Origin of the sequence: Dyadobacter alkalitolerans DSM 23607 (assembly GCF_000428845.1) — a bacterium.
Taxonomy (GTDB): Bacteria; Bacteroidota; Bacteroidia; order Cytophagales; family Spirosomataceae; genus Dyadobacter; species Dyadobacter alkalitolerans.
The window spans coordinates 134,674-158,746 of record NZ_AUAS01000012.1 but is presented as its reverse complement, the minus strand read 5'-3'; the positions used below and the strand labels follow the sequence as shown (position 1 = coordinate 158,746).

Genomic DNA, 24,073 nt, shown 5'->3' with positions numbered 1-24,073 from the left:
CCTAAGAGAGATTTTCCGGATCAAATAATGGATCGGGATCGCTGGCGGGCTTTGCGGAAAATTCGTTTACATCCAGTGCGCCACAATCTTCGAGAATGGTGGTTGCATCCAGCGACTCCTGCATATTGTTGGTGCGGACCGTAACAACTGATCCGGAATCCTCTTCTAGGGCATCGTGCTCCGTAGTAGCAGTTTGCTGGCCGTCAGTGCTGCGGTCATCTTCCACATCCACATTGTAATTCACTTCAATCTGGCTTAAATCAAATCCGTGTGAGATCAGGGCATGCTTGGCTTTCTGAGCCTCCTCGTTGGTCTCGAAAATAGCGATGATGGATTGGAACATAATATTTTTGGTTAATACTTTTAAAACCTTACTGAATCGAATCTCTCATGGCTTTCGCCTTTTCCAGATGTGCCTTTAACCTGGGAAGCTTGTCGGCAGCAAAGGTTTTCAGTTGAACATTGCTGGCAGACTTGTCCTGGATTTCGTAAAGGTTCACCGCTTCTTCGTGCGAAATGGTCACCATTTTAATGTACGTCGTATCAAATGCGATTCCGGAAAGTCCCGACAGTGAATCCAGTTTCTGCTGCTTCTCACTCGACAATGTTGTTGGCAGGTCCACATTCGCATCTTTCGCGATTTTCATGAGCTCTTGCCTGATGCTCGTATGGTCATCCAGCATTTCCTGCCCGAATTGCTTAATGGTCTGGGTTGTGCCTTTTGACGATGCCACCTGGCCGGCATTGATCTCAAAAAGGCCCCCATCGGATGAAGAGAGCATGAATTGCTTATCGAGTTCGGCGGGTGCATTGGTCCCGGTTGTATCGTCGTCGCAGGCTACGGTTGCAAAAGAAAGTGCTGCTGCAAGGAAAAAGAATTTTGTACGCTTCATAAGTTATATTGGCAATAATGCTGTTGATTCAGAAAGAGGAGGCCGGTAATAATTGTGCCAATCAACGGAAAATGAGGCTTGCTAAGCGCGGATCATTTTTTTTAAATGATACTGGAAGCAGAAAAATGGGGAATATGGGGATTTGGGGAAAGACAAATACGCACCTCTTTCAGTCCGCAACGGCGCTGATAACGTGATTAGACAAAAACATAATTGACACCTGATGAATAAGGCAGATAAAGTTAGAAGACATGATTAATGACCTCAAAATCCTTTTGGTAGACGATGATAAGATCATGTTGTTCCTCCATGAAATGTTTCTTAAAAAGTCCGGAATTTTAAACGATACGGTCTTGTGCTACAATGGATCAGATGCGCTGCAGTATCTGGACAGTTACCCTTCGCAGGAAACTAATTTCCTCGTGTTACTGGACATTAATATGCCCATTATGAATGGTTGGGAATTTCTGGATGCAATTGGCGACCGTCCTTATCTCAATCGGGTCCATGTTGTTATGGTCAGCTCGGCCACAGAGGAATCGGAAATGAAAAGGGCAACCACTTATAGCCAGGTGATTGATTACCAGCAAAAACCGCTGAGTATTGAGAGCTGCAATAAAATTGTCAATAGCGAAATGCTGAAAGGCTTCTTCGAGAATCAGATTGCCAGATAGATTTCTTTCCGGAGGTGCCGGTTACAAATTAATGCCGCCGTTTCGTATGTTTGCAACATTCTCACGAAGCGTTAGGTATTCTGGCACGTAAAGAAACAATTATGCATGATGTGGAGCGTGCTTTGCAACGTTATTTTCCCTGGTTACTGATTATTGGCATTGCATTGAATGTTCCGGGCTTATGGCTAGAAATTATTGAGCCGGACGGGGCGCTTTATGCTACAATCGCCAAGCACATGGTCCAGCACAACGACTGGATCAATCTGTGGGGCGACGGCCACGACTGGCTCGATAAGCCGCATTTCCCTTTCTGGATGGCTGCGATTAGCTACAAGCTTTTTGGTATCACGAGTTTTGCTTATAAATTCCCGGCATTCCTTTTCTGGCTTCTGGGTCTTTATTACACTTTTCTGACAGCCAGGGACCTCTTTAATATTACCGTAGCCAGGACTTCGGTGCTGATCTCGGCAGTAGCGCTGCACAGCACACTCGCCAATTTTGACGTTCGGGCGGAACCTTATCTCACCACCTGTATCATTGCGGCTGTCTGGCATATGTTGGGTGTATATCAAAAAAAGAGTGGCATTCATATCGTTGCTGCGGCTTTTTTTGCGGCATGTGCTATCATGACAAAGGGAATTTTTGTGCTGCTTACGATCGGTGGCGGCTGGGTGCTTTTCTGGATTTTTACTTCCCAGTGGCGGCAGTTCCTGAATTACCGCTGGTGGGTAATGCTCATACTCTGCTTCGTTTTCATTACCCCGGAGTTGTACAGTCTTTACGCGCAGTTTGACCTGCATCCTGAGAAAGTCGTATTCGGTAAAACCGGGGTTTCAGGATTAAAATTCTTTTTCTGGGACAGCCAGTTCGGCCGCTTCTTCAACACCGGGCCCATCAAAGGGAGTGGGAATGTTACTTTTTTCATGCATACAACCCTCTGGGCGTTTCTTCCGTGGTCTGTGGGTCTGGTAAGCGCTATTGTTTATCTCATCCGTTTTGATACGAACAGAATGCCACTACGCTGGATTATTTACGGCAGCACATTACTCACTTTCATGCTTTTTTCGCTGTCGAGGTTTCAGCTTCCGCATTACATCGTAATCCTGTTTCCTTATTTTTCGATCATTACCGGTTATTTTTTATATCAAAAAGCAAGGCACATAAAGCTTTCGATTTTAGCGAAGGTGCAGCAGGTTCTGGTGTTCCTCGTCGCCATAGCAGTCATCGGTTTACTATATTGGACCGGATTAAAAAATGAATGGCTCGCCACCGGCCTGACTTGCTTTATTGTAGCCGTAGTCAACATTATCCGGTTTGAGAATCCGTTGCAGCGTATTTTGTACAATGGTTACGCAATGGCCGCCATCATTTACATATTCCTTTTCCTGTTTTTCTATCCGTTTTTACTTCAATACCAATCGGGCAGAAGTGCAGCCAGGGCGATCCGGGCAAATAACCCTGAACTTCCCATTGCCGCTTACAAATCGTTTTCGTATTCGCTTGAATTCTATGCTCCTGCGGATGTCCGGCTTGTGCGTACAGGCCAGGATCTGGATGCCTTTCTAGCTAAGAAGCCGTGCTACATTTACACTTCCCCCGAACTCGCCGACAGTTTGCTCAACGCCGGCATGAAAGCCGATATCCTGGCTACGCCCGAATATTTTCGCATTACAAAATTGAAGGGGAAATTTTTAAATAAAGACACGAGAAGCGCCGCAGTTGAGAAGCGGAGCTTACTATACGTCAGGTAATTACGTCGGGGAGCAGCGCTGCTGGAACAGTTATTGATATGATGTGGGAAAAATTAACTCATCAACAAATCAATACAATGAAAAAGCTCAAAATAAGCGTAGCACTGTTCATGCTGACATTATGCGGAACTGCCTATGCGCAAACAACGAACCAAAGCACGAAGTCATCTGGCTCATCGACCAAGGAATCGACTCAGCCCCAAGGAAATAGTGCAGGAGGGACTTCGGCCTGGCCACAAAGCACAGGCACAGCAGGAGCAGCAAGACCTGGCATGGATACTACCGGGAAAAATGGTAAAATGCAGGGAACCGGAACCAGCGAAAGCACCGGACAATCGCAAGGCACGTCCGGGTCACAAAGTACAAGCGGTTCGCAGGGAACAAGCGGTTCACAAGGAACAACCGGTTCGCAGGGAATAAGTGGTTCACAGGGAACAAGTGGTTCACAGGGAACAAGTGGTTCACAGGGAACAAGTGGTTCACAGGGAACAAGTGGGTCACAGGGAAGAACTGGTTCACAGGGAACAACTGGTTCACAGGGAACAACCGGTTCACAAGGAACAACCGGATCGCAAAGCACAACCGGCTCTCAATCGCAGGGAAGCAGCGCTGGCGGCACTTCTGCCTGGCCACAAAGCACAGGTACAACGGGTGCAGTAACACCAGATTCTACCAATCAAAACAACGCGCAGGGTTCATCGCAGTCGACTACAACACAGCCATCTGAGGCTAATTCAAGCACTGGAACAAGCACATTGAATTCCAACATGAACGACAATCAGATGAAGGACAAGTCGGGTAAAAAAGACAAGAAACGTAAGAAAAAAGATCGGGAAGAAGCTGGAACAAACGTTCCTAACTAGTTTCACTGGATGATAAAAAGACATTACATCTTGACTTTTTACACAACTATTTCTATATTGCATGTATAATTCCTTCTAGTGGGTTTGATTGTTACGCAATGTTGAAGAGGTGTTATCATGAAAAGATTTAACAGATCGATGGCTTTGAGGTGGTTTATATATCTGCCTGTAATTTTTCCCTTGTGTGTTTTTCTTGGCGCTTTCAAAGGTATTTTCGAAACGACCGGGAAAGTTTTCAAAAGAATCCTGCTCGACATTGAGCTGATATAGGGATCAATTAAGCTGAGAAAATGGCGTTCCGGAGGGACGCCATTTTTTTTGTATGAGAATATAATCTTGTAAATTTTGGCTCGATTGTAACAATGTTCAAAATCAGACAACTGACCTTACTAATATGGAATACAGACAATTGGGCGCATCGGGGCTGAAAGTTCCTGTGTTAAGCTTTGGAACAGGCACATTCGGAGGCGGTGGCGATTTTTTCAAAGCTTGGGGAAACACCCAAACTGACGAAGCGGCACGTCTTGTGAACCTTTGTATGGATGCCGGAATTACGTTTTTTGATACAGCTAATGTGTATTCACAAGGACTTTCGGAAGAAATTCTGGGGAAAGCCATCATCGGTTTGCGGGACAAGATCATTCTTTCTACCAAGGCAACTTTCAAAATGGGAACCGGGCCAAACGATTTCGGGTCGTCGCGTTTTCACCTTGTCAGATCTTGTGAAGACAGCCTCCGCCGGCTCAAAACAGACTATATTGATATTTACCACATGCACGGTTTCGATGCGAATACGCCTGTTGAAGAAACGCTCAGCGCTCTCAATGACCTGATTACCGCCGGCAAAGTGCGATACATTGCCTGTTCAAATTTTTCAGGCTGGCATTTAATGAAATCCCTTTCTGTTTCGGAAAAATATGGTTGGTCCAAATACATTGCGCATCAGGCACATTACTCATTGCTTAGCCGCGAGTTTGAGTGGGAATTGATGCCACTGGCGGTGGATCAGCATATCGGGACAATCGTATGGAGCCCTTTATCTGCCGGAAGATTAGGCGGGAAATACAGAAGAAACCAGCCGATGCCGTCTGAGGGCCGCATCGCGCAGGGCGGGGGAGAAGGACCGGAGATCCCGGAAGAATTCTTTTTTCACCTCATTGATGTGCTGGACGAAGTAGCCGCGGAAACGGACAAAACGGTTGCGCAGGTTGCCCTTAACTGGCTTTTACAACGGCCCACTGTTAGTAATGTGGTCATTGGAGCAAGAAATGAAGAACAGCTGAAACAAAATTTGGGGGCCGTGGGCTGGAACCTGAGTCTTGAACAGGTCAAGAAACTGGATGCTGCAAGTGACAAGTCGCCTACGTATCCATACTGGCATCAGCGTAAAAACACAGCACTGAATCCGCTGCCTGACTTCTACGGAAAATTTAACCGTTAAAAATTGATATCATCCGGACCGGCCGGTAAATTAAACATTTGCCGGCTGCTTCATTTCCGGTATATAGAGTCCGTGTTGCATGGCGTAAACGATTAAATCGGTGGTCCTCTTCACCTTCAGTTTATCCATAACGCACCCGTGGTAATATTGGACTGTATGCGCGCTGAGTTTGAGATCGTAAGCAATTTCCTTGATCGTCCGGCCGCTGCACACCTTTTGCAACACTTCTTTTTCACGCGGCGATAGATGCAGTACAACCTGCTCATCGGTAAAAACGCTGTTGATAAGATTATCCCGGATGCCTTTCCCGATATATTGCTTTCCCGCTATCACAGAAACGATGGCTTCTTTCAGTTCTTCGAGCGAAGCTGATTTTGGCAGGAAGCTATTCGCGCCCCTTCTGATCGCATGTTTTATCGTTTGCACATCCGTAACCGAGGAAATGATGATGATTTTCAGGTCCTTGGATACAACGCTTCGGGCGGTGTTCAGCAGTTCAAGGCCAGTCATGCCATTGATAGCCCAATCCATGATCAGAATGTCCGGCAAGAACATAGCATGATCAGCCATAAATTCCTTCCCGTCCGTGTAGGACACTACTGCATTTACTTCCTGTATCTGACATAAAACATTTCGCAAAGCATCGGTAAGGAGCGTGAGTTGATCCACCAAAGCAATGTTAAACGAATTATTTTTATGGTTAGAAGTTAGTGCACGCACACCCATCACATTTACAGGGGGTGACCTGGGCGTATACGATACGGATGATGTGATCTCGGTTGATCTTTCAAGTGCAGATGCCTTCTCTTTCGATGCAGCTTATCCTGAGTTCCCGGCCCAGCCTGGTTTTGATATTGAGTGCGGACGATTTACTGACTACACATATAGACTTAGCAATGTTACGCCAGTCAATGGAAGGACAGCTGCTGGTACGCTGCCCAATACCATCACGCTATCATTGGAAGGACGTCTATCGGGAGGCGCTAATGAGAGTCAGACAGGTGTTTATTTCTTCGATGTTGAAGCAACAAATGCTTTTGGACAAACTGCGGTTACCACTTTTAAAATTATAATTGAATCTGTTCTGCCGGTGACATTGGTAAGCTTCAAAGCGGCGAGCGAAGGCTCCACGGCTTCTTTGTCATGGTCTACTGCTTCGGAAACAAACAGCGATCGTTTCGACATCGAACGCAGCCAGAATGGTAAGAAATGGGATAAAATCGGTTCTGTAAAGTCGAACCATGAAAGTGTTACCCAGCAATTCTATTCTTTCCAGGATGCGAAACCTTTGAATGGCCAAAATCTTTACAGATTGAAAATGGTTGATTTGGACGAGACTTTTGCTTACAGCATATCGAAAATGTTTCCTTTGCAAGCACTGCGTTCCTGTATCCAAACCCGGTTCGTAATGCGGAAAACGTCAACCTTAACCTGACCGACTGGTCTGATATTAAGCAGGTGAAGGTTGTCAATGCACTTGGCAAAACGGTGTTTGAAGCATCAAATGCATTAAGCACGGGTATCAGCACAAGAAATTTAAGCTCAGGCTCATATGTGGTACAAATTATCCATAATAATGGCACGATTGCGACGCACAGATTTGTAAGACAATAGTCCTGTTCAACACGATACACATACAAACCGCTGGCTCAAAACCAGCGGTTTGTTTTTGTTTATGCCACTATCTTGTCAAAAAAAAACGACATGAACAAAATTGCAGCCGCGGATCGGTATATTTGCGTATAACAGCACCACAAAAAAGTTAAGTACACGTTAACAAAACATATATGGCAGGAAGAAGAGGCAAAAAAGCCAAGTTCAAGAAGTTCTTTATTCCTTTATTAAAATGGGTCAGCGCCATAGTTCCCGTTTGCGCATTCATTTACATCCTCTACTATTACAAGCAATTTGATTTCCTCAAAGAAAAGCCGGTTGTTAAATCTAAAACAGAAGTAATTAGCCAGGCGGACTCGCTCAACGCAGCGGGTTCACAAAACAAGGAAAAGCTGATCGGCAAAATTAAAATCCTCGAAAACGAATGGCATTCGGTAGGTGGGATCGCAATTCACAGCATGGTGATCGAGAACAACTCGCCTACGGCCATCAAAAATATTGAGGTAGAATTCAAATATCTATCCGATACACAGGCGGTAATCACCTCCAAGATCGTAACCATCAAGACGCCGCTGCCTTCCAAAAAGGCTACGAAAGTCTCGGGGATCAGCGTGGGCTATGTCAACAATTCCGTTGTAGGCTGCGATACAAAAGTGGTGAACGCCGTCATCTGAAAGCTTTTCCGCAATTATCAGCAATAGCAGGGCAGTTTCGATTACACTAAATAAGGCATGATTTTAATTGTTAGTAAGTACCAACGCTTTGCTAACATTAAAATCATGACTGACCATTCTTCAACGATGCAGGATCTCTACAAGATCCAGGATTTTCTATTTCAATATGAAGGAATCGGCAAGAAGCCTGAGTATGACGAGAACCAGCAGGTATATCTGCAAGTTCTCAGAATGCTGGCAAAAGACAAGGGACTGCATTTTATAAGCAAAGAATTAAGCGATCCGGAAATCAGATTTGAAGACACCCTGAACCGGTGGAATCCCATCCTGACATTCCTCATTTCCGACGCCCTGTCGCAACTGGAACCTGACAAAAAACACAAGCTTTTTTCGAAGCAGATCTCTGAAATGACGGGCTATGAATTCCGCGAATATCTCGGTCATCTGAAAGAGGAAAACATACTGAAACGCTGAAAGTAGCGGCTGATATTCCACACTTTTCACCACTTAACTGCCTGCAATTCTACAAGTTTGCCAAAATACACCCGACTACGCGCAGGAAGGCAATTACGACGGTCTGGTACGATTATTTTTTATTTCCAGTCAAGATATCAGAAACCTGACTAACTACTGGAAATTATGACTCAGCTACTTCAAAGTATATACGCAATCGGACCATATCTTTTTATTGCCATACTGATAGGCGCGACATTTTGTGCCGTGTGGCTGATCACTCAGTTGAGAAAGTCACCAGGTCATGATCGTTATATGGTAGACGAGCATATGTTTATCAAACGCAATGCAGCCAGGCTGAGAAAGGTGGAATGGCATTGATCAGCTTCCCGATATAAGACATTCATACTTGACACTATATACCCTATGCACAGCCCGGCTGTGCATTTTTTTTGGCGACAGGTACAAAAAAACATCCCAAATACAGGGTATCCGGGATGTCTGATTTTACTCAACGTTATTTGATAATCAGTTGCCTGGTTATCAACACAAATTTAACGAAATCTTTACTTAAAACATTATTTTTTAACACAGAAATATGTTTTTATAATTAGGGTATTAAATAAAGCATACTCAATCAAGGTTTTGAACTACAATTGGGTTTTTAACGCGACGCAGATCATTCATTGCTATCTAAAACACTCTCTATAAACCGCTGTAAGTCAGATAGTGCAAAGTGACTATCCGCCGTGTTTCCGAGCTCCGAGTACACAGAAAGCATCTTGTTATATTTAATCATACATGAACTATTATGTGATTTGAGCTGTCGGCCCTTATATTCTCCGTGCTCGTCCATCCGGTCTACCAGGTAAGACATCATATAATAGTGCATGCCGCTGTCTTCGTCAAAACCTTCGAACTCGATTTTTGCAAGATCCAGCAGTTCTCTCTCCTCATTTGACAACATTTTAATAGACTCATTGATGCGCCCATACATTTTCATGATACTGGTTATTTCAGCATATACGCTAATAGGCACTTCTTCATATAGCGAGTTGAACACTTTCGGATACAAACCCGTATAACCTTTTTCCAGGATCTCGATTCGTTTTTCGTTAATCTCCCTTTCTTTTTCATCACAAATAATTGAAAGTATCTTGCACTGATTGATCAGTAACTGGCGCTCAATCAATGGAATACTTTCTGGAATAGTAGTGTTGTTAGTCATTTAGGGTCATTTAGGTTAATATTTGCTTATAAAGTTTGGCAATGTTTCTGATATTTGATCTATCAAAACCATCTTTGCGTAATTTAAACAATCTGTCATTTTAGTATTGCTTTTTGGCTCTCAGCTTATGAAAAAGATCAAACCAATATCTGACGAAAACAATGCTGTCCGCGAGAAAGAGTCAGATGAAAATCTGGAAAAAATGGCGAAAAAGCTTACAAAAGAATGGAATAAGCCGTTAGAGACGGACAAAGTTCCTGATTTGTCATTTTCTAAATTTGAGGAAAAGCTCAAAAGCAAAGATCAGTAACCATACCAGTCGCCCCACCAGTGCTGCAATTTTTTGCGGATCTCTTCTTCCCTTGCATTCAATCCCGGCTCGAACACTTTCTTGCCTTTCAGCTCATCCGGCATGAAGTTCTGCTTGGCAAAATTCCCTTCAAATTCGTGTGAATATTTGTATTCTTTGCCATAACCGATCTGCTTCATGAGTTTGGTAGGCGCATTGCGCAAGTGCAGCGGAACCGGCAAATGGGCGGTGTTTTTGGCGAGCTCAATAGCGTCGCCAATGGCCATGTAACTCGCATTGCTTTTGGGTGAAGTAGCCAGGTAAATGGCTACTTGTGAGAGAATTATGCGGCATTCGGGATAGCCGATCACATTCACTGCCTGCATGCACGCATTGGCCATGATCATCGCCGTAGGGTTTGCATTTCCAATGTCTTCGGATGCCATAATGAGCATTCGGCGAGCGATAAAAGATGGATCTTCACCGGCCACGATCATCCGCGCCATCCAGTAAACCGCGCCGTTCGGGTCGCTTCCTCTTAATGATTTGATAAAAGCAGAAATAATATCATAATGTTGCTCACCCGATTTGTCGTAACGCGCAATGTTCTGCTGCGCCACTTCGGTTACCCATTCGTCGGTAATGACAATGTCTTTTTCCTCGCCTTTTCCCAAAATTACGAGTTCAAGCAGATTGAGCAGCTTGCGCCCGTCTCCGCCCGAAAGGCGCATCAGTGCGTCATACGACTCGAAAGTGACATTCTTATTCTTTAAAAACTGATCTTTGGTAAGCGCCCTTTCGATCAGTTGTTTCAATTCTTTTTCACCAAATGCTTCCAGGATGTAAATCTGGCTCCGCGATAAAAGAGCTGAGTTGATCTCAAATGAAGGGTTTTCAGTCGTCGCACCGATCAATGTCACCTGTCCTTTTTCCACCGCACCCAGCAATGCGTCCTGCTGACTTTTGTTGTAACGGTGAATTTCGTCAATGAACAAGATTGCCGGAAACAAACCGGAGGGTCTTGCCAACACTTCGCGCAGATCTTTCACGCCCGAACTGATGGCGCTGAGATTATAAAATTGTCTTTTGGTGGTTTCGGCAATGAGTAATGCCAATGTTGTTTTTCCGACGCCGGGCGGTCCCCAGAAAATCATCGAAGGGATGGTATTTTGCAAAATAGCCCTGCGCAACGGGCCGTTCGGGCCTAACAGTTTTTCCTGGCCAACAAAATCATCCAGGGTCCTCGGGCGCAGGCGTTCAGCTAATGGCGTGGAGTTCAGCGACATTCAAATGGTCTTATTTCAGTTTGTTAATGATCGTAAATATTTAACAAAAAAAGCGTGGCTTAGTTCGCCACGCTTTTTGCAATGCAATGATATAAAGAAATGTTAGAAGGTCAGTCTGTCGAGCGTCATTTGCTTTTTAAGGTTGCCTAATGCACCAAAAACCAGGTTGTACACGGACTGAATGTTGATTTTCATCAGGTCTGCGATTTCGTGGTTATTCAAATTCATGTAAAATTTCAAAAAGATGGCCTCGCGCTGGCGGCGTGGGAGCCCGTTGATCGCTACGTTTAAATGCTGATTGGTTGATTCAAATTCTTCTTCGGAAATCAGGTGATTTTCATGAGAAGGCGTGTTGATATGCCAGTATTCTACCGGAATATCTTCGTTGCTTGTATGCTTTTGCTGTGCGTTCAAATGGCGAACTAACTTTCTTTTAATTGACGCCATAAGATAAAACCGAACGGAAGTGGTGTCACCCAGCGTCATTCGGTTTTTCCATAGTTCAACAAATAAGTCGTGAATGCAGTCCTTAATCAGTGGTTTGTCAATAGTAAACTGTGAGCAATACTGATACAAAATGTGAACGTAAGAGCGGTACAGGCATGCATAAGCATTTTCATCGCCTTTTCTGAACTGATCCCAAAAACAGAGTTCTTCTTCTTGCTTGTAGCGTAGGTGAGCCATTGTTTGGAAAGGATTTTGATTGGGGTTAGGAATTGATATTTGTAATAAGGGTCATTATTACACTTGTAAATATATTTATAAAAAAACGTATTTAAAAAATATTTTCGTCAGAAAATTCTATTTCAAAGGTTAATGTTACTATTTCGTTAAATATGTCACCATTTAGAGACTTATCGGAACAAATTGGAAGTTTTCTCCATCAAAAAGCCCTCTATCGCTCAATTTCAAACGCGGGATCACGAGCAGTGCCATAAACGACAGCGTCATGAACGGAGATTGCAGCGATGACATTAATTCTTCCTTCACAAAATTGTCGAGCAATGTGTAAGCCGCCGCCACTCCATAGCCATCCGAATCCGTCATAATTCCTGCAATCGGCAATGCGATTAATTGCGTTTTTCCATTCCCTACCGCCGAAATTCCGCCCTTCGCTTCCATGATCATATTCACGGCCATGGCTATACTTTCATCGTCGCAGCCGACACATATAATGTTGTGTGAATCATGCGCAACGGACGAAGCAATAGCGCCTTGTTTCAAACCGAAATTTTTCATAAATCCGATGGATGGAAGCGCGTTTTCATAGCGGTTGATCACGGTAACTTTCAGGATGTCATTGTCCGGATCGGCCATGATTGCACCGCCCTGCACTTTTGCATTCGCAATGATTTCATTCGTAATCAGTTGACCCTCTAATGCTTTAATGACCCTTATCTGGGATTCAGAATTTTTTTCATTTTTTAAAACAAAATCAGCAGCTGTCTTTGGGGCGCACACAAACCGGTTGGGATGCGCGCTTCGCAGGTCCGGAATCATTGAAACTGAATCTTTGGCCACAAGCGCCCCATCAATCCAGGTTTCCTTTACATTAAAATCACTCATGTTGTCAACCAAAATAAAATCGGCCGGATCATTTAATCTCAGCAAACCAACATTCAAACTATAATGCAGCACAGGATTGATACAAGCCGCTTGCAGAATGTTCCAAATGTCATAACCCAGCGACAATGCCCTTTTAACCAATACATTAATATGCCCCGCCACAAGGTTATCCGGATGCTTGTCATCCGAACAGAACATCACCAGCTCCGGAAATTCATCTATTAAAGGGATCAATGCCGCGAAATTCCGGGCGGCGCTGCCTTCCCGGATCAGGATTTTGACACCGTAATCGATTTTTTCTCTGGCTTCGTCATAGGTAAAGGATTCATGGTCAGTGGTGATGCCATGCGATGCATACTTGCGGGCCGCTTCCCCGCGCAGGCCGGGCGCGTGGCCGTCGACAACCTTATTATAATGTTTAGCCCAATTGATCTTCACCATCATGTCCGGATCTTCATTGATCACGCCCGGAAAATTCATAACCTCGGCCAGGTAACCAATGTCGTCCTTTGCCAGCAACTGCCCGACTTGTTCCGCATCAATCACTGCCCCAGCCGTTTCAAAAACCGTCGCCGGAACACAGGAGGGCGCTCCGAAGCAGAATTTAAAAGGCACCCGTTTGCCATCCTCGATCATGAATTCCACGCCAGCTATGCCGAGCACATTCCCGATTTCATGCGGGTCCGAAACCGTTGCAATGGTCCCGTGCACCACCGCCAGGCGGGCAAATTGCGCGGGCGTAAGCATGGAGCTCTCTATATGTACGTGCGCGTCCGTGAAGCCGGGCAGTGCGTAAGGCAAAGACGAATTTTCGGGTCCGGTAATGTTGATTTCCTTAATGATTCCATCCGCAATATGCAGTTCTGCCTCAGAAATGGTTTTCTCAAAAATATTGACAAGGTTGATTTTCATCATGCGACTTCCAGGTTAGGCCGGTGAACGGCAATTTTTCGGAATTCCTTTTGGTAAGCCAAAGGACTCTTGCCGGTGTGGATTTTGAAATATTTATTGAAATTGGCGAAATTGTTGAAACCGCTTTCATAGCAGATCTGGGCAACAGGCAGCTTGGTTTCAGAAAGCAATTTGCATGCATGTCCGATCCTTAGTTCCAGCAAAAACTGCGAGTAAGTCTTGCGGCTGCGGCTTTTGAAATACCGGCAGAATGAATGCGGGCTAATGTTCGCAATCTCCGAAATCTCTTCAATGGAAATTTTCTTCTGGAAATTACTGATCGAATATTGGTAAATCTGGTTGATCCGGTCCGTGTCGTACTGATCGTATTCCTCCTGGTAATGCGTGTGGGACAATGTTTTCGTTTCAGCGCAATGTGCCAGGTTTTCAAGGATTTGTAAAAGCGAAATCACCGCATTCCCGCCCTTTTGATCCAATAAATCCTGCAAAAGCTTCTTCACATTTTCCGTCCCTTCGCCCAATAGTTTCATTCCAAACTTTGCTTTGAGCAGTAATTTGCGAATGGCCTTGTTTTCCGGCAAATCCAGAAATGCATTGCCGAACAAGTCTAGCGAAAAATGCACGACGGTGGCTTGGGCATACAACTGACTTTCGCGCTGGAAGTACTTCTCGTCGCAGCGCCAGTAATGGGGTAGGTTAGCGCCGATCAGAAGCAGGTCGCCACTTTGGAAATTCTGAATGTTGTCACCCACGAACTGCGTGCCCGAGCCCTGTTCAATGTGGATCAGTTCGAGCTCGGGATGGTAATGCCAGCGGTTGTAAAAGTAAAGGACCACATCGCGTCGGATACTAAACGATTTTTGCAGGCCTTTGGGGACTTTTAGTAATTGCGGTTTCACAAATAATTACAAAAAGATTCTATTAAGAGGAAATATATGCCAATATAGTTGAAAACTTTGCTAGTATTGCGAATCAATGTATTGAAATATTTCAGTTCATTTGTTGATAAATTCTATTTAAAATACCCGGCGAAATAAAACCAATTTGAAACTAATTATGGCGTCACAGCTTTTAAAAATACATCCTTCTGATAATGTGATCGTTGCATTGCGCGACTTGCCCGTAAATGCCGACGTGGCCTGGGCAGGCAGTCATTATTCGCTGCCATATGGCGTTTCGGCCAAGCACAAGTTTGTGACGGAAGACATTGAAACCGGTGGCGCTATTATTATGTATGGCGTGCTCGTAGGTCGCGCATCGCAGCCCATCCGCAAGGGCGAGCCCATCACGACATTCAATCTCAAACACGATTCTCAGGATTACAGCACGGCCAATCGCCAGCCTTATTCTTACATTCAGCCGGATGTCTCGAAATGGCAGAACAGAACATTCAAAGGATATCACCGCGAAGACGGCCGCGTTGGCACATATAATTACTGGCTCGTGGTGCCGTTGGTATTTTGCGAAAACCGTAATGTGCTGATTATGAAGGATGCATTCGAGCGGGAGCTGGGTTATGCGCAGACTGATATTTACAGAGAACACGTCAGGGATTTCCTGCATTTATATCAAAGCGGCGACTTGCGCACCATCAGAAGCATGGAAGCATTCACCGAGCGCGAACCCGTAAGAAGGAAACCGGAACGTCCGTTCCAGAATGTGGACGGCATTAAATTCCTGACCCACGAAGGCGGCTGTGGCGGCACAAGAACGGACGCCAATACGCTTTGTGCTCTTTTTGCTTCCTATGCCGTTCACCCTAATGTTGCCGGCATTACGGTTTTGAGCCTGGGTTGCCAGAATTCTGAGTTGAAGACACTGGAAGACGAAATCAAAAAACGTGATCCGAATTTCAACAAACCATTCTTCGCATTCGAGCATCAGAAAGGCACGGAATATTCCTTAATGTCGGGTGCGATTAAGGAAACATTCATGGGTGTTACCAAGATCAATGAGTTCGAAAGAAGCGACGCGCCTTTGTCCAAGCTTTCCGTTGGCCTTAAATGCGGCGGTTCAGATGGATTTTCAGGCATTTCTGCGAACCCGGTTTTGGGACATCTTTCGGATATCGTTGTTGGCCTGGGCGGACAGACATTATTAGCAGAATTTCCCGAACTCAATGGCGTCGAACAAGAGCTCATTAACCGCTGTGTGACCGAAGAGAAGGCCGCAAAATTTGAAAAATTAATGCGCGATTACGCAGGCAAGGCAGAAGCAGTCGGTTCCGCATTCGCCTTCAATCCTTCACCCGGAAATATCAAAGATGGCCTCATTACAGACGCCATAAAATCAGCCGGAGCAGCCCGCAAAGGCGGTAATGCATACATTTCGGATGTGCTAAACTACACCGAAAGAGCCACAGAATCAGGCTTGCAACTCGTGTGCACGCCAGGCAATGATGTAGAAGCAACGACCGGGCAGACAGCCGCAGGAGCCAACATTATCCTTTTCACAACCGGATTAGGAACGCCCACCGGAAACCCGATCTGCCCCGTTGCCAAAGTCGCAACCAACACCACATTAGCCAACCGCATGCCCGACGTCATCGATTTTGACTGCGGACCGGTTGTCGACGGCACGCAAAGCCTCGAACAAAACGCCGAAGCATTGCTGGAATATGTAATTAGGGTTGCCAGCGGAGAATTGACCAAAGCACAGCAACTAGGCCAGGATGATTTTATCCCCTGGAAAAGAGGCGTCTCCCTCTAAATTTTCTTAACTGAATAATAGAATCAAAGATCAAAAATATTTACTCTTATTTGATCCCCGGGTTGAAACCCGGGGCAATGCTGATTGATGAGAATTTAGAAAGACTTTATAATTAACAAAATCATTTGCCCCGGCCAATGCTGATTGAAGAGAATCTAGAAAGACTTTATAATCAACGAAATCATTGCCCTAGGGCAATGCTGATTGATGAGAATTTAGAAAGACTTTATAATCAACAAAATCTTTTGCTCCCGGGGCAATGCTGATTGATGAGAATTTAAAAAGACTTTATAATCAACAAAATCATTTGCCCCGGGTTTCAACCCGGGGATCTTTAATAGAAATAGATTTAAGATTAATTGAAATAGATTTGATATCAGTTGGAATAGATTAAAATTCAGATCAGAAGAAATAATGCAAGTAAAGGCCGCTGAAAAGGCCCTTTTGTTTCAATAACATTCAAAAATTTCATGTTTGATTTAAGCGGAAAAACAGCATTGGTAACCGGAGGCGCGAGCGGCATTGGCCTGGCGATCTCTCAAACTTTTGCGAAACAGGGCGCATTTGTCCATATTCTTGAACTCAATTTTGATCTGGCCAACCAGGTTGTAAACCAGATCATTGCAGATGGCGGTCAGGCGGAAGCACACGCCATCGATATCTCCAAACAAGCCGACGTGGTCAACGTGATCAACGCCATTGCGACCAATCACAAAATCGACATTCTGGTTAACAATGCAGGCATTGCGCATGTAGGCAGGGCGGATAACACGGCTGAAATTGATTTTGACCGCGTTATTAATGTCAATGTGAAAGGCGTTTACAATTGCCTCATGGCGACTATTCCGCATTTAAGAGCCAATGGCGGAGGTGTTATTTTGAACATGGCATCTATTGCAGCCACCGTCGGCATTCCGGACCGGTTTGCTTACTCTACGGCCAAAGGGGCGGTTTATTCCATGACATTATCGGTTGCCCGTGATTATCTGGCGGATGGCATTCGCTGCAACAGCATTTCGCCGGCGCGCGTGCATACGCCGTTTGTGGATGGATTCATTTCCAAAAATTATCCTGGTAAAGAAGAGGAAATGTTCGAAAAACTTTCCAAAACACAGCCTATTGGCAGAATGGCCAAGCCTGAGGAAATCGGTGCCATGGCATTGTATCTCTGCTCAGACGAAGCCGGATTTATCACGGGCTGCGACTATTTGATTGATGGGGGATTTGAGAAGCTAAATAATTAAGCGACTGTTTTCGACACGCTTTTGAAACATTGAGAAATAACTAAAAAAAGGCGTAAAGCAAACCGCTGCGAGCCATATAAAACTTATGAAACTTTTTCGATTTGGTGCTTTTGAGCAGGAAAAACCGGGTGTGGAACTTCCCGATGGTAAGAAACTGGATGTGTCTGCATTTGGTGAAGATTACAATGAGAAATTTTTTGCAACCGACGGGTTAACTCGCCTTACAGAATGGCTAAGTGCCAATCAGTCAAGCTGCCAGGAAGTCGTGGAAGGTTTCCGTTACGGTTCTTGCGTAGCGCGCCCGTCTAAAATCGTGTGCATAGGCATGAACTACGCCAAGCACGCTTACGAATCGGGCGCGACAGAATTGCCGAAGGAGCCGATCGTATTTTTTAAATCCACTTCTGCACTGTGCGGACCTAATGATCAGGTGATTATCCCAAGAAATTCGGAGAAAACGGACTGGGAAGTGGAGCTGGCTGTGATCATTGGCAAGAGAGCAAGTTACGTAGAAGAAGCAGATGCGCTGAGCTATGTAGCGGGTTACGCAGTCCATAACGACTATTCAGAACGAGCGTTCCAAATGGAGCGTGGCGGACAATGGGTGAAGGGAAAAAGCAATGACACATTCGCACCATTGGGGCCTTACCTGGTGACAGCTGACGAGGTGGGCAATGCAAATGACCTCGAACTCTGGCTGACATTGAATGGTAAGAAAATACAGGATAGCAGCACCTCGGACATGATTTTCCAGGTTCCGTTCCTGATCAGTTACCTGAGCCAGTTCATGACATTGCTGCCGGGCGATATGATCACAACCGGAACACCAGCAGGCGTGGGCCTGGGCATGAAGCCACAGGTTTACCTGAAAGCAGGTGACGTTGTTGAGCTCGGGATTGAAAAATTAGGTTCGCAAAAACAGGAAGCAATCGCCTGGAAGCCACTATAATATGGTTATCGACGCACACCAGCATTTCTGGATTTTTGACGCTGAACGCGATGCATGGATCACGCCTGAGATGCAGGCAATCCGTAAGAACTTTCTGCCCGAAGATCTACAACCGGTTTTGAAAGAAAATCGCGTGGATGGCTGCGTGGCTGTGCAGGCGTCGCAGTCCCGGTCGGAAACGGAATTTCTGTTGCAGCTTGCTGACGCTAATGATTTTATCAAAGGCGTGGTGGGTTGGGTCGATTTGCAGGCGGAAGATTTATATGATCAGCTTGAAAAGTATTCACAATTTGAGAAGCTGAGGGGTTTCAGACACGTGGTGCAAGGTGAGGCGGAAGGATTTATGCTGCAACCTGCATTCATTAAAGGCGTTGGTCAGCTGGTTGCTTTTGATTTTACCTATGACATTCTGATCCGTCAGGACCAGTTGAAGGAAGCATTCAATTTCGCGGTTAAGCTGCCTAATGTGCATTTTGTGCTGGACCACATTGCCAAACCTTTGATCAAAAACGGCGAAATGCAGCCCTGGGCAACGGATATTCACGAGCTCGCAGAACTTTCCAATGTAAGCTGCAAAGTGTCCGGAATGGTCACCGAAGCCGATTGGAAGAACTGGGAAAAAGCAGATTTCCGGCCTTACCTGGATGTTGTTTTCGAAGCATTCGGAACGGACAGATTAATATATGGTTCCGACTGGCCGGTCTGCCTCGTTGCAGCTGAGTATGAAGGTGCAAAGGGTATTTTGACCGACTATCTGAGCATGTTTTCGGATTCGGAATTGCAGAAAGTGATGGGTGAAAATGCAGTGGAATTTTATAGTCTTGATGTTTGATTTATGAAAAAATACTGTCTTGCGGTGGATCTTGTGAATGATCCGGTGATGATTGCCGAGTATGAACAATATCACAAAAAAGCCAGACCTGAAATTGAAAAAAGCATCCTGGATGCCGGGATCAGCCAAATGGAGATTTACCGGATCGGGGAGCGCCTTTTCATGATCATGGAAACGGAAGACGATTTTAGTTTTGAAAATAAAGCCCGGATGGACGCCGCAAATGCGCAGGTCCAGGAATGGGAACAGCTCATGTGGAAGTACCAAAAAGCCCTTCCATCCGCCAAACCAGGCGAAAAATGGGTGTTAATGGATAAAATATTTGCCCTCAAATAAAAAAGAAGAAGGAAAGATTGGTGACTTAGCGTTCTGAATGGTTTGAGTAAATTAATTTATCTGTTACTAATTGCCAGTTTGTCTTGCACATTGTTTTCTTCCCGGCCGCGCAAGCCTGTGGAAATCAAAGTGATGAGCTTTAATATCCGCCATGGGCTGAACCGGAGCGAGGAATCGAACCTGAGGGATATCCTGAAAATTATCAAGGAACATAAGCCGGACCTGATCGCCTTGCAAGCGGTTGATAGCCTGGTTGGTGATGGGAAAGTGCAGTTTCAGCTCCGGCAAATTGCCGTTCAGACGGGGATGCATTATTTATATGGTGTTGCGGACAAGTCTGAAAACGGCTCGCAGGGCGTAGGAATTTTATCCACCTGGGAATTTGAAAAAACACAAACCATTGATCTGCCGAAAACAGCAGGCGCGGACCCCAAAGTGCTGTTGTGTGGATTGGTAAAACCAGCAAGAGGACTCACATTCCGGTTTTGTAATGCGCGGTTAGAGTACGCCTCGGTCATGGACAGGGCTTTGCAGGCAGCCTATATCAACCAAATGCTCGTCAACAGCGTTCAGCCGGTGTTACTGGGCATGGATATGGGTGCGCGACCCAATGAACAGCCTTATTTTTCTTTCCGGAAAAACTGGCAGGATGCCGCGCAGGGTTCACAGTTGGAAACTTGGAACGAGGGACTGCCCGGCGACCGGCTCGACTATATTTTTGCTTTGCTGAACAATAAAGTAAGGATCAGAAATTACAAGGTAATCAGGAATTACCCGCAGGTTTCGGACCACTACCCCATACTTGCCACCATTGAATTTTGGTAAAAATGAATCACTCGGATTTGAAAATCGGATTGTTTATCCCCTGTTATGTCGATCAATTTTATCCGCAGGTGGGCATAGCAACGCTCGAACTGCTTGAAAAACTGGGCTGTAATGTAACATTCCCGTTGAGCCAGACTTGCTGCGGCCAGCCGATGGCTAACTCAGGTTTCGAACATTTGACAAAGGATTGCGACAGGTTGTTTTATAATCAATTTGCTGATTGTGATTATGTTGTGTCACCGTCCGGAAGCTGCGTGCTGCACATTAAGGATCATTTGAAGGTGGAAAACAAGCCGGATGAGTCCAAGGTTTTGCGTAAGAAAGTGTATGAGCTGGTGGAGTTTATTGTCGACATTTTAAAAGTTGATTTTATCGAAGCTGAATTTCCGCATCGCGTGGGTTTGCACCAGGGTTGTCACGGCCAGCGCGGGCTGCATTTATCACAAATGTCGGAGTTGAATGCGGCACCGTTTTCCAAACCGGTTTCACTTTTGAAAAATGTCAGAGGATTGGAATTGGTTGACCTGGACAGGCCTGATGAATGCTGTGGTTTTGGAGGGACTTTTTGCGTGAGTGAGGAAGCGGTTTCTGTGAAAATGGGTAAGGATCGCGTTTCTGATCACATTCGCCATCATGCCGAATACATTACGGGCTCGGATATGAGCTGCCTTTTGCATTTGGAAGGGATTTTGAAAAGAAGCAAAAGCAATGTGCAGGTGAAGCATATCGCAGAGATTTTGAACAGCGCCGTAAAAAAACAAATGCCGATCCCCGCATAGGAACCGGCATTTACAAAGTTTATGGGTGGCGCGTCGCAAAGGAGGGTTTGCAGGCTTGCCAAAGAGGCACAGAATCTGAGAAGCGCTTTGTTGTTAGTTGATAGAAGAAACAACGCGGCTCGTTGTAGTCAGAATATCAAACGATTGTGTAGCCTTCTCTTTACCGTCCGTGATTTCGAATGTGTAAGTTCCATCCATCAAAGTCGATAAGTCGAAATATTTCAAATAGCTGTTGTCAACGCGTCTGTTTTCTGAAAAAAGAACATTGTTATCAGTATCCAAAATGCGAACTGCTACATTTTTAGAAACTGGATTATTATATGAAACGCGGAATTGCATTGGTCTGATCTGAAGAACAGTCAGTTTGTTAGAAACTGTTTCCGTTTTTTCAGTTGCGATGGCGGTTTGTGCATGAACTGTCAATGCTGAACCTGATAAAAGCAAGCCAGTCAAGGCTGCGATGAGAAGCGTGTTTTTAGTTTTCATAAGAGTGAAAATTTAATTGTGTCTAAAAAAAGTTAAACTAAACTTGTTCCAAACTCCGATGCCCTGATCGAATAACTTTGTGATTCAAAAGTATAAGATATTGCATTACAATAAAATAGCTTTTTTAGGTTAAGTAAAAAGTTGTTTATTAAACAAATAGCAAACTTGGAATAGTGCAATGAATGTGAAAAGTACAATTCTTATTCTTTATAAAATACTATTATCAAATTGTTAAGCAAATTATGTCTAAGGCGATAATTGAGCATTCGGTGGCTTCAAAGACCTTTAACAAGGACGAGCCCTATGTAGATTGGCATGATGAGACGCTCTGGTTTGTGCGCCAGAAAAGGGATAAATCCTCGAAATTATTGCCGGAATGGGAGCAATTGAGGGAAACGGCGTCGGGCATTAAGAACTATGTCCTGTCGCATATGGATGAGCTGCTCATTGCTTTTGAACAAAAGGCGAAAGAAAACGGCGTCCACATTCACTGGGCCGCCGACGCTGCGGAGCATAACGAAATCGTCCTCAATCTTTTGAAGCAAAATAATATCGACAAGATGGTCAAAAGCAAGTCCATGCTGACGGAAGAATGTCATATGAATGAGTTTTTGTCTAAGAACGGGATTGAGGTCATCGATACGGACCTGGGCGAACGGATTGTGCAGTTAAGAAATGAACCGCCAAGCCACATTGTGCTTCCGGCAATTCATTTGAAAAAGAAAGACATCGGCGACCTTTTCCACGAGCATTTAGGAACGGAAGCCGGCGCCACGGATCCGCAATATTTAACGGAAGCAGCCCGGCAACATTTGCGCGACAAGTTTTTAACCAGAAGAGCAGCATTAACAGGCGTAAACTTCGCCATCGCCGAAACGGGCGGTTTTGTGGTTTCCACCAATGAAGGAAATGCGGATATGGGCGCACATCTGGCCGACATTCACATTGCGAGCATGGGTTTTGAAAAAATAATCCCAAAACAAAAAGACCTTGCCGTTTTTCTCAGGCTATTGGCAAGAAGCGCAACCGGCCAGCCAATCACCACTTACAGCAGCCATTTCAAAAAACCACGAGAAGGTCAGGAAATGCACATTATCATCGTCGATAATGGCCGCACGACACAACTCGGCCGCGCCGATTTCAGAAATTCACTGAAATGTATTCGCTGCGGCGCGTGTATGAACACTTGTCCGGTTTACCGCAGAAGCGGCGGGCACAGTTATCATAATGCCGTTGCAGGCCCGATCGGATCAATCCTGGCGCCAAATCTGGATATGACCAAGAATGCGGATCTGCCGTTTGCAAGCACATTATGCGGCAGCTGCTCCAATGTTTGCCCGGTTAAAATTGACATTCATGATCAGCTATATAAATGGCGGCAGGTTTTGGTAAAAGGCGGGCATGTGCCGCAAGCAAAGGAACTGGGCATCAAGGCCATGTCTGTCGTTTTGTCTCAGCCGAGGTTTTACCAATGGTCGGGCAGGTTAGGGCGCTCCCTGATGCGGACAATCCCTTTTGTAGTGAATAATGGAATGAATCCCTGGTTCAAACAACGCGAAATGCCCGAGCCGCCTAAGGAAAGTTTCCGCGACTGGTATATCCGCAATCGAAAAGAATAATATAATGACGTCACGGGAAAAAATATTACAGCAAATAAAACTGAATAAACCAGCCGAAACGCCGTTTCCGGAAGCGACGCGTTTTGACAGTTTATATGAAAATACAGAAGAGAAGTTCATAGAAACGCTCACCGCCATCTACACCGAAGTAATCGTGGTGAAGGATTTAGCAGCGCTTGCGCGGAAGGCCGACGAGCTTTACGCTTCCGTTGTTAACCGCGCAACCACCATTCCAGCATTGAGCAACTGGGCCGATTTTAGTCTCAATAACCCGGACCCGCACGCATTGGAACTGATTGAAATTGCAATCCTGCAAGCGGAATTTGGTGTGGCTGAAAATGGTGCGATCTGGATTTCGGATGCGCACTTGCCGCATCGTGCTTTGCCTTTTATTACGCAGAATCTGGCCTTTGTTATTCCAAGAAAAGCGATTGTGAACAACATGCACGACGCATACGAGCGCTTAACCGAAACGACGGGTTGGGGTTGTTTTATTTCCGGACCTTCCAAAACGGCTGACATTGAGCAATCGCTCGTCATAGGTGCACACGGCGCGAGAAGTTTGGTTATCTTTCTGCTGGAAGGAGCCTGATATGCAGTGGGTAATGTTGCAACCGGAGGAAAAAATTGCGTAAAAACGGCTTCCAGCC

The 24,073-nt window shown here is 45.2% G+C and carries 28 protein-coding genes; 19 read left to right on the top strand and 9 right to left on the bottom strand.

The window, feature by feature from the left end; genetic code table 11:
- Position 1: 1 nt before the first annotated feature.
- Together G395_RS0119835 and G395_RS0119830 are read right to left on the bottom strand one after the other, a co-directional pair.
- The gene (locus G395_RS0119835) at positions 2-343 is read right to left on the bottom strand and encodes a hypothetical protein (RefSeq protein ID WP_026631668.1); all 342 of its coding nucleotides are present in this window, start codon (positions 341-343) and stop codon (positions 2-4) included.
- A 28-nt stretch (positions 344-371) separates the two neighbouring features.
- A complete protein-coding gene (locus G395_RS0119830) occupies positions 372-893 on the bottom strand; it encodes a DUF4142 domain-containing protein (protein WP_026631667.1) in 522 nt (173 codons plus the stop codon).
- Positions 894-1,144: 251 nt separating this feature from the next.
- On the opposite strand from G395_RS0119830, the gene G395_RS0119820 reads away from it, so the two are divergent.
- From G395_RS0119820 to G395_RS0119800, 4 genes are all read left to right on the top strand, one after another.
- On the top strand, positions 1,145-1,567 hold the full coding sequence (locus G395_RS0119820) for a response regulator (RefSeq protein ID WP_026631665.1): 423 nt from the start codon (positions 1,145-1,147) through the stop codon (positions 1,565-1,567).
- Positions 1,568-1,668: 101 nt separating this feature from the next.
- Positions 1,669-3,318: an ArnT family glycosyltransferase gene (locus G395_RS0119815; protein WP_026631664.1), complete on the top strand. Its 1,650-nt coding sequence runs from the start codon at positions 1,669-1,671 to the stop codon at positions 3,316-3,318.
- Between the two features lie 77 nt (positions 3,319-3,395).
- Positions 3,396-4,181: a hypothetical protein gene (locus G395_RS29830; protein ID WP_157486750.1), complete on the top strand. Its 786-nt coding sequence runs from the start codon at positions 3,396-3,398 to the stop codon at positions 4,179-4,181.
- Positions 4,182-4,575: 394 nt separating this feature from the next.
- The gene (locus G395_RS0119800; protein WP_026631662.1) at positions 4,576-5,622 is read left to right on the top strand and encodes an aldo/keto reductase; all 1,047 of its coding nucleotides are present in this window, start codon (positions 4,576-4,578) and stop codon (positions 5,620-5,622) included.
- 30 nt (positions 5,623-5,652) lie between these two features.
- Here G395_RS0119800 and G395_RS0119795 read toward each other — a convergent pair whose 3' ends face one another.
- On the bottom strand, positions 5,653-6,291 hold the full coding sequence (locus G395_RS0119795) for a response regulator transcription factor (protein WP_229204232.1): 639 nt from the start codon (positions 6,289-6,291) through the stop codon (positions 5,653-5,655).
- A gap of 7 nt (positions 6,292-6,298) precedes the next feature.
- Here G395_RS0119795 and G395_RS29825 point away from each other — a divergent pair, with 7 nt between their 5' ends.
- From G395_RS29825 to G395_RS32170, 5 genes are all read left to right on the top strand, one after another.
- Complete coding sequence (locus G395_RS29825) at positions 6,299-7,057, top strand: putative Ig domain-containing protein (RefSeq protein WP_026631660.1); 759 nt, start codon at positions 6,299-6,301, stop codon at positions 7,055-7,057.
- On the top strand, positions 6,976-7,236 hold the full coding sequence (locus G395_RS31770) for a T9SS type A sorting domain-containing protein (RefSeq protein ID WP_084439734.1): 261 nt from the start codon (positions 6,976-6,978) through the stop codon (positions 7,234-7,236). Before G395_RS29825 ends, G395_RS31770 begins: the two co-directional genes overlap by 82 nt.
- Before the next feature lie 173 nt (positions 7,237-7,409).
- Positions 7,410-7,910, top strand: coding sequence for a hypothetical protein (locus tag G395_RS0119785; protein ID WP_026631659.1), 501 nt, complete (start codon positions 7,410-7,412; stop codon positions 7,908-7,910).
- Between the two features lie 105 nt (positions 7,911-8,015).
- A complete protein-coding gene (locus tag G395_RS0119780; protein WP_026631658.1) occupies positions 8,016-8,384 on the top strand; it encodes a hypothetical protein in 369 nt (122 codons plus the stop codon).
- A 165-nt stretch (positions 8,385-8,549) separates the two neighbouring features.
- A complete protein-coding gene (locus G395_RS32170; RefSeq protein WP_157486749.1) occupies positions 8,550-8,744 on the top strand; it encodes a hypothetical protein in 195 nt (64 codons plus the stop codon).
- A gap of 298 nt (positions 8,745-9,042) precedes the next feature.
- On the opposite strand, the gene G395_RS0119775 is transcribed toward G395_RS32170, so the two are convergent.
- The gene (locus G395_RS0119775) at positions 9,043-9,591 is read right to left on the bottom strand and encodes a YfbU family protein (RefSeq protein ID WP_026631657.1); all 549 of its coding nucleotides are present in this window, start codon (positions 9,589-9,591) and stop codon (positions 9,043-9,045) included.
- A gap of 127 nt (positions 9,592-9,718) precedes the next feature.
- On the opposite strand from G395_RS0119775, the gene G395_RS0119770 reads away from it, so the two are divergent.
- Positions 9,719-9,901: a hypothetical protein gene (locus tag G395_RS0119770; RefSeq protein WP_026631656.1), complete on the top strand. Its 183-nt coding sequence runs from the start codon at positions 9,719-9,721 to the stop codon at positions 9,899-9,901.
- Here the strand turns inward: G395_RS0119770 and G395_RS0119765 are convergent.
- From G395_RS0119765 to G395_RS0119750, 4 genes are all read right to left on the bottom strand, one after another.
- Positions 9,895-11,166, bottom strand: a complete 1,272-nt coding sequence (locus G395_RS0119765; protein ID WP_026631655.1) for a replication-associated recombination protein A — start codon at positions 11,164-11,166, stop codon at positions 9,895-9,897. The genes G395_RS0119770 and G395_RS0119765 overlap by 7 nt on opposite strands.
- A gap of 102 nt (positions 11,167-11,268) precedes the next feature.
- On the bottom strand, positions 11,269-11,850 hold the full coding sequence (locus G395_RS0119760; protein ID WP_026631654.1) for an RNA polymerase sigma factor: 582 nt from the start codon (positions 11,848-11,850) through the stop codon (positions 11,269-11,271).
- Positions 11,851-12,012: 162 nt separating this feature from the next.
- Positions 12,013-13,647, bottom strand: a complete 1,635-nt coding sequence (gene ade, locus G395_RS0119755; RefSeq protein ID WP_026631653.1) for an adenine deaminase — start codon at positions 13,645-13,647, stop codon at positions 12,013-12,015.
- Positions 13,644-14,543 carry an AraC family transcriptional regulator gene (locus tag G395_RS0119750; protein WP_026631652.1) on the bottom strand — a complete coding sequence of 300 codons (900 nt, stop codon included), beginning with the start codon at positions 14,541-14,543 and terminating at the stop codon, positions 13,644-13,646. Before G395_RS0119750 ends, ade begins: the two co-directional genes overlap by 4 nt.
- A 157-nt stretch (positions 14,544-14,700) precedes the next feature.
- On the opposite strand from G395_RS0119750, the gene G395_RS0119745 reads away from it, so the two are divergent.
- The 7 genes from G395_RS0119745 (at position 14,701) to G395_RS0119715 (ending at position 21,318) form a co-directional block, all read left to right on the top strand.
- The gene (locus G395_RS0119745) at positions 14,701-16,353 is read left to right on the top strand and encodes a UxaA family hydrolase (RefSeq protein WP_026631651.1); all 1,653 of its coding nucleotides are present in this window, start codon (positions 14,701-14,703) and stop codon (positions 16,351-16,353) included.
- A 470-nt stretch (positions 16,354-16,823) separates the two neighbouring features.
- Entirely contained in the window at positions 16,824-17,597 is a 774-nt protein-coding gene (locus tag G395_RS0119740; RefSeq protein WP_026631650.1) for an SDR family NAD(P)-dependent oxidoreductase, read from the top strand.
- 85 nt (positions 17,598-17,682) lie between these two features.
- Positions 17,683-18,546, top strand: coding sequence for a fumarylacetoacetate hydrolase family protein (locus tag G395_RS0119735; protein WP_026631649.1), 864 nt, complete (start codon positions 17,683-17,685; stop codon positions 18,544-18,546).
- A 1-nt stretch (position 18,547) separates the two neighbouring features.
- Complete coding sequence (locus G395_RS0119730; protein ID WP_026631648.1) at positions 18,548-19,378, top strand: amidohydrolase family protein; 831 nt, start codon at positions 18,548-18,550, stop codon at positions 19,376-19,378.
- A 3-nt stretch (positions 19,379-19,381) separates the two neighbouring features.
- A complete protein-coding gene (locus tag G395_RS0119725; RefSeq protein ID WP_026631647.1) occupies positions 19,382-19,714 on the top strand; it encodes an L-rhamnose mutarotase in 333 nt (110 codons plus the stop codon).
- A 42-nt stretch (positions 19,715-19,756) separates the two neighbouring features.
- Positions 19,757-20,539 carry an endonuclease/exonuclease/phosphatase family protein gene (locus tag G395_RS0119720; protein WP_229204231.1) on the top strand — a complete coding sequence of 261 codons (783 nt, stop codon included), beginning with the start codon at positions 19,757-19,759 and terminating at the stop codon, positions 20,537-20,539.
- 2 nt (positions 20,540-20,541) lie between these two features.
- On the top strand, positions 20,542-21,318 hold the full coding sequence (locus tag G395_RS0119715) for a (Fe-S)-binding protein (RefSeq protein WP_026631645.1): 777 nt from the start codon (positions 20,542-20,544) through the stop codon (positions 21,316-21,318).
- 93 nt (positions 21,319-21,411) lie between these two features.
- Here G395_RS0119715 and G395_RS0119710 read toward each other — a convergent pair whose 3' ends face one another.
- The gene (locus tag G395_RS0119710; RefSeq protein ID WP_026631644.1) at positions 21,412-21,804 is read right to left on the bottom strand and encodes a T9SS type A sorting domain-containing protein; all 393 of its coding nucleotides are present in this window, start codon (positions 21,802-21,804) and stop codon (positions 21,412-21,414) included.
- Between the two features lie 242 nt (positions 21,805-22,046).
- Here G395_RS0119710 and G395_RS0119705 point away from each other — a divergent pair, with 242 nt between their 5' ends.
- Both G395_RS0119705 and G395_RS0119700 read left to right on the top strand, forming a co-directional pair.
- Positions 22,047-23,423 (top strand): lactate utilization protein B, encoded by a 1,377-nt coding sequence (locus G395_RS0119705; RefSeq protein ID WP_026631643.1) that lies wholly within the window; start codon positions 22,047-22,049, stop codon positions 23,421-23,423.
- A 4-nt stretch (positions 23,424-23,427) separates the two neighbouring features.
- Positions 23,428-24,015: a LutC/YkgG family protein gene (locus tag G395_RS0119700; RefSeq protein ID WP_026631642.1), complete on the top strand. Its 588-nt coding sequence runs from the start codon at positions 23,428-23,430 to the stop codon at positions 24,013-24,015.
- Positions 24,016-24,073: the final 58 nt, after the last annotated feature.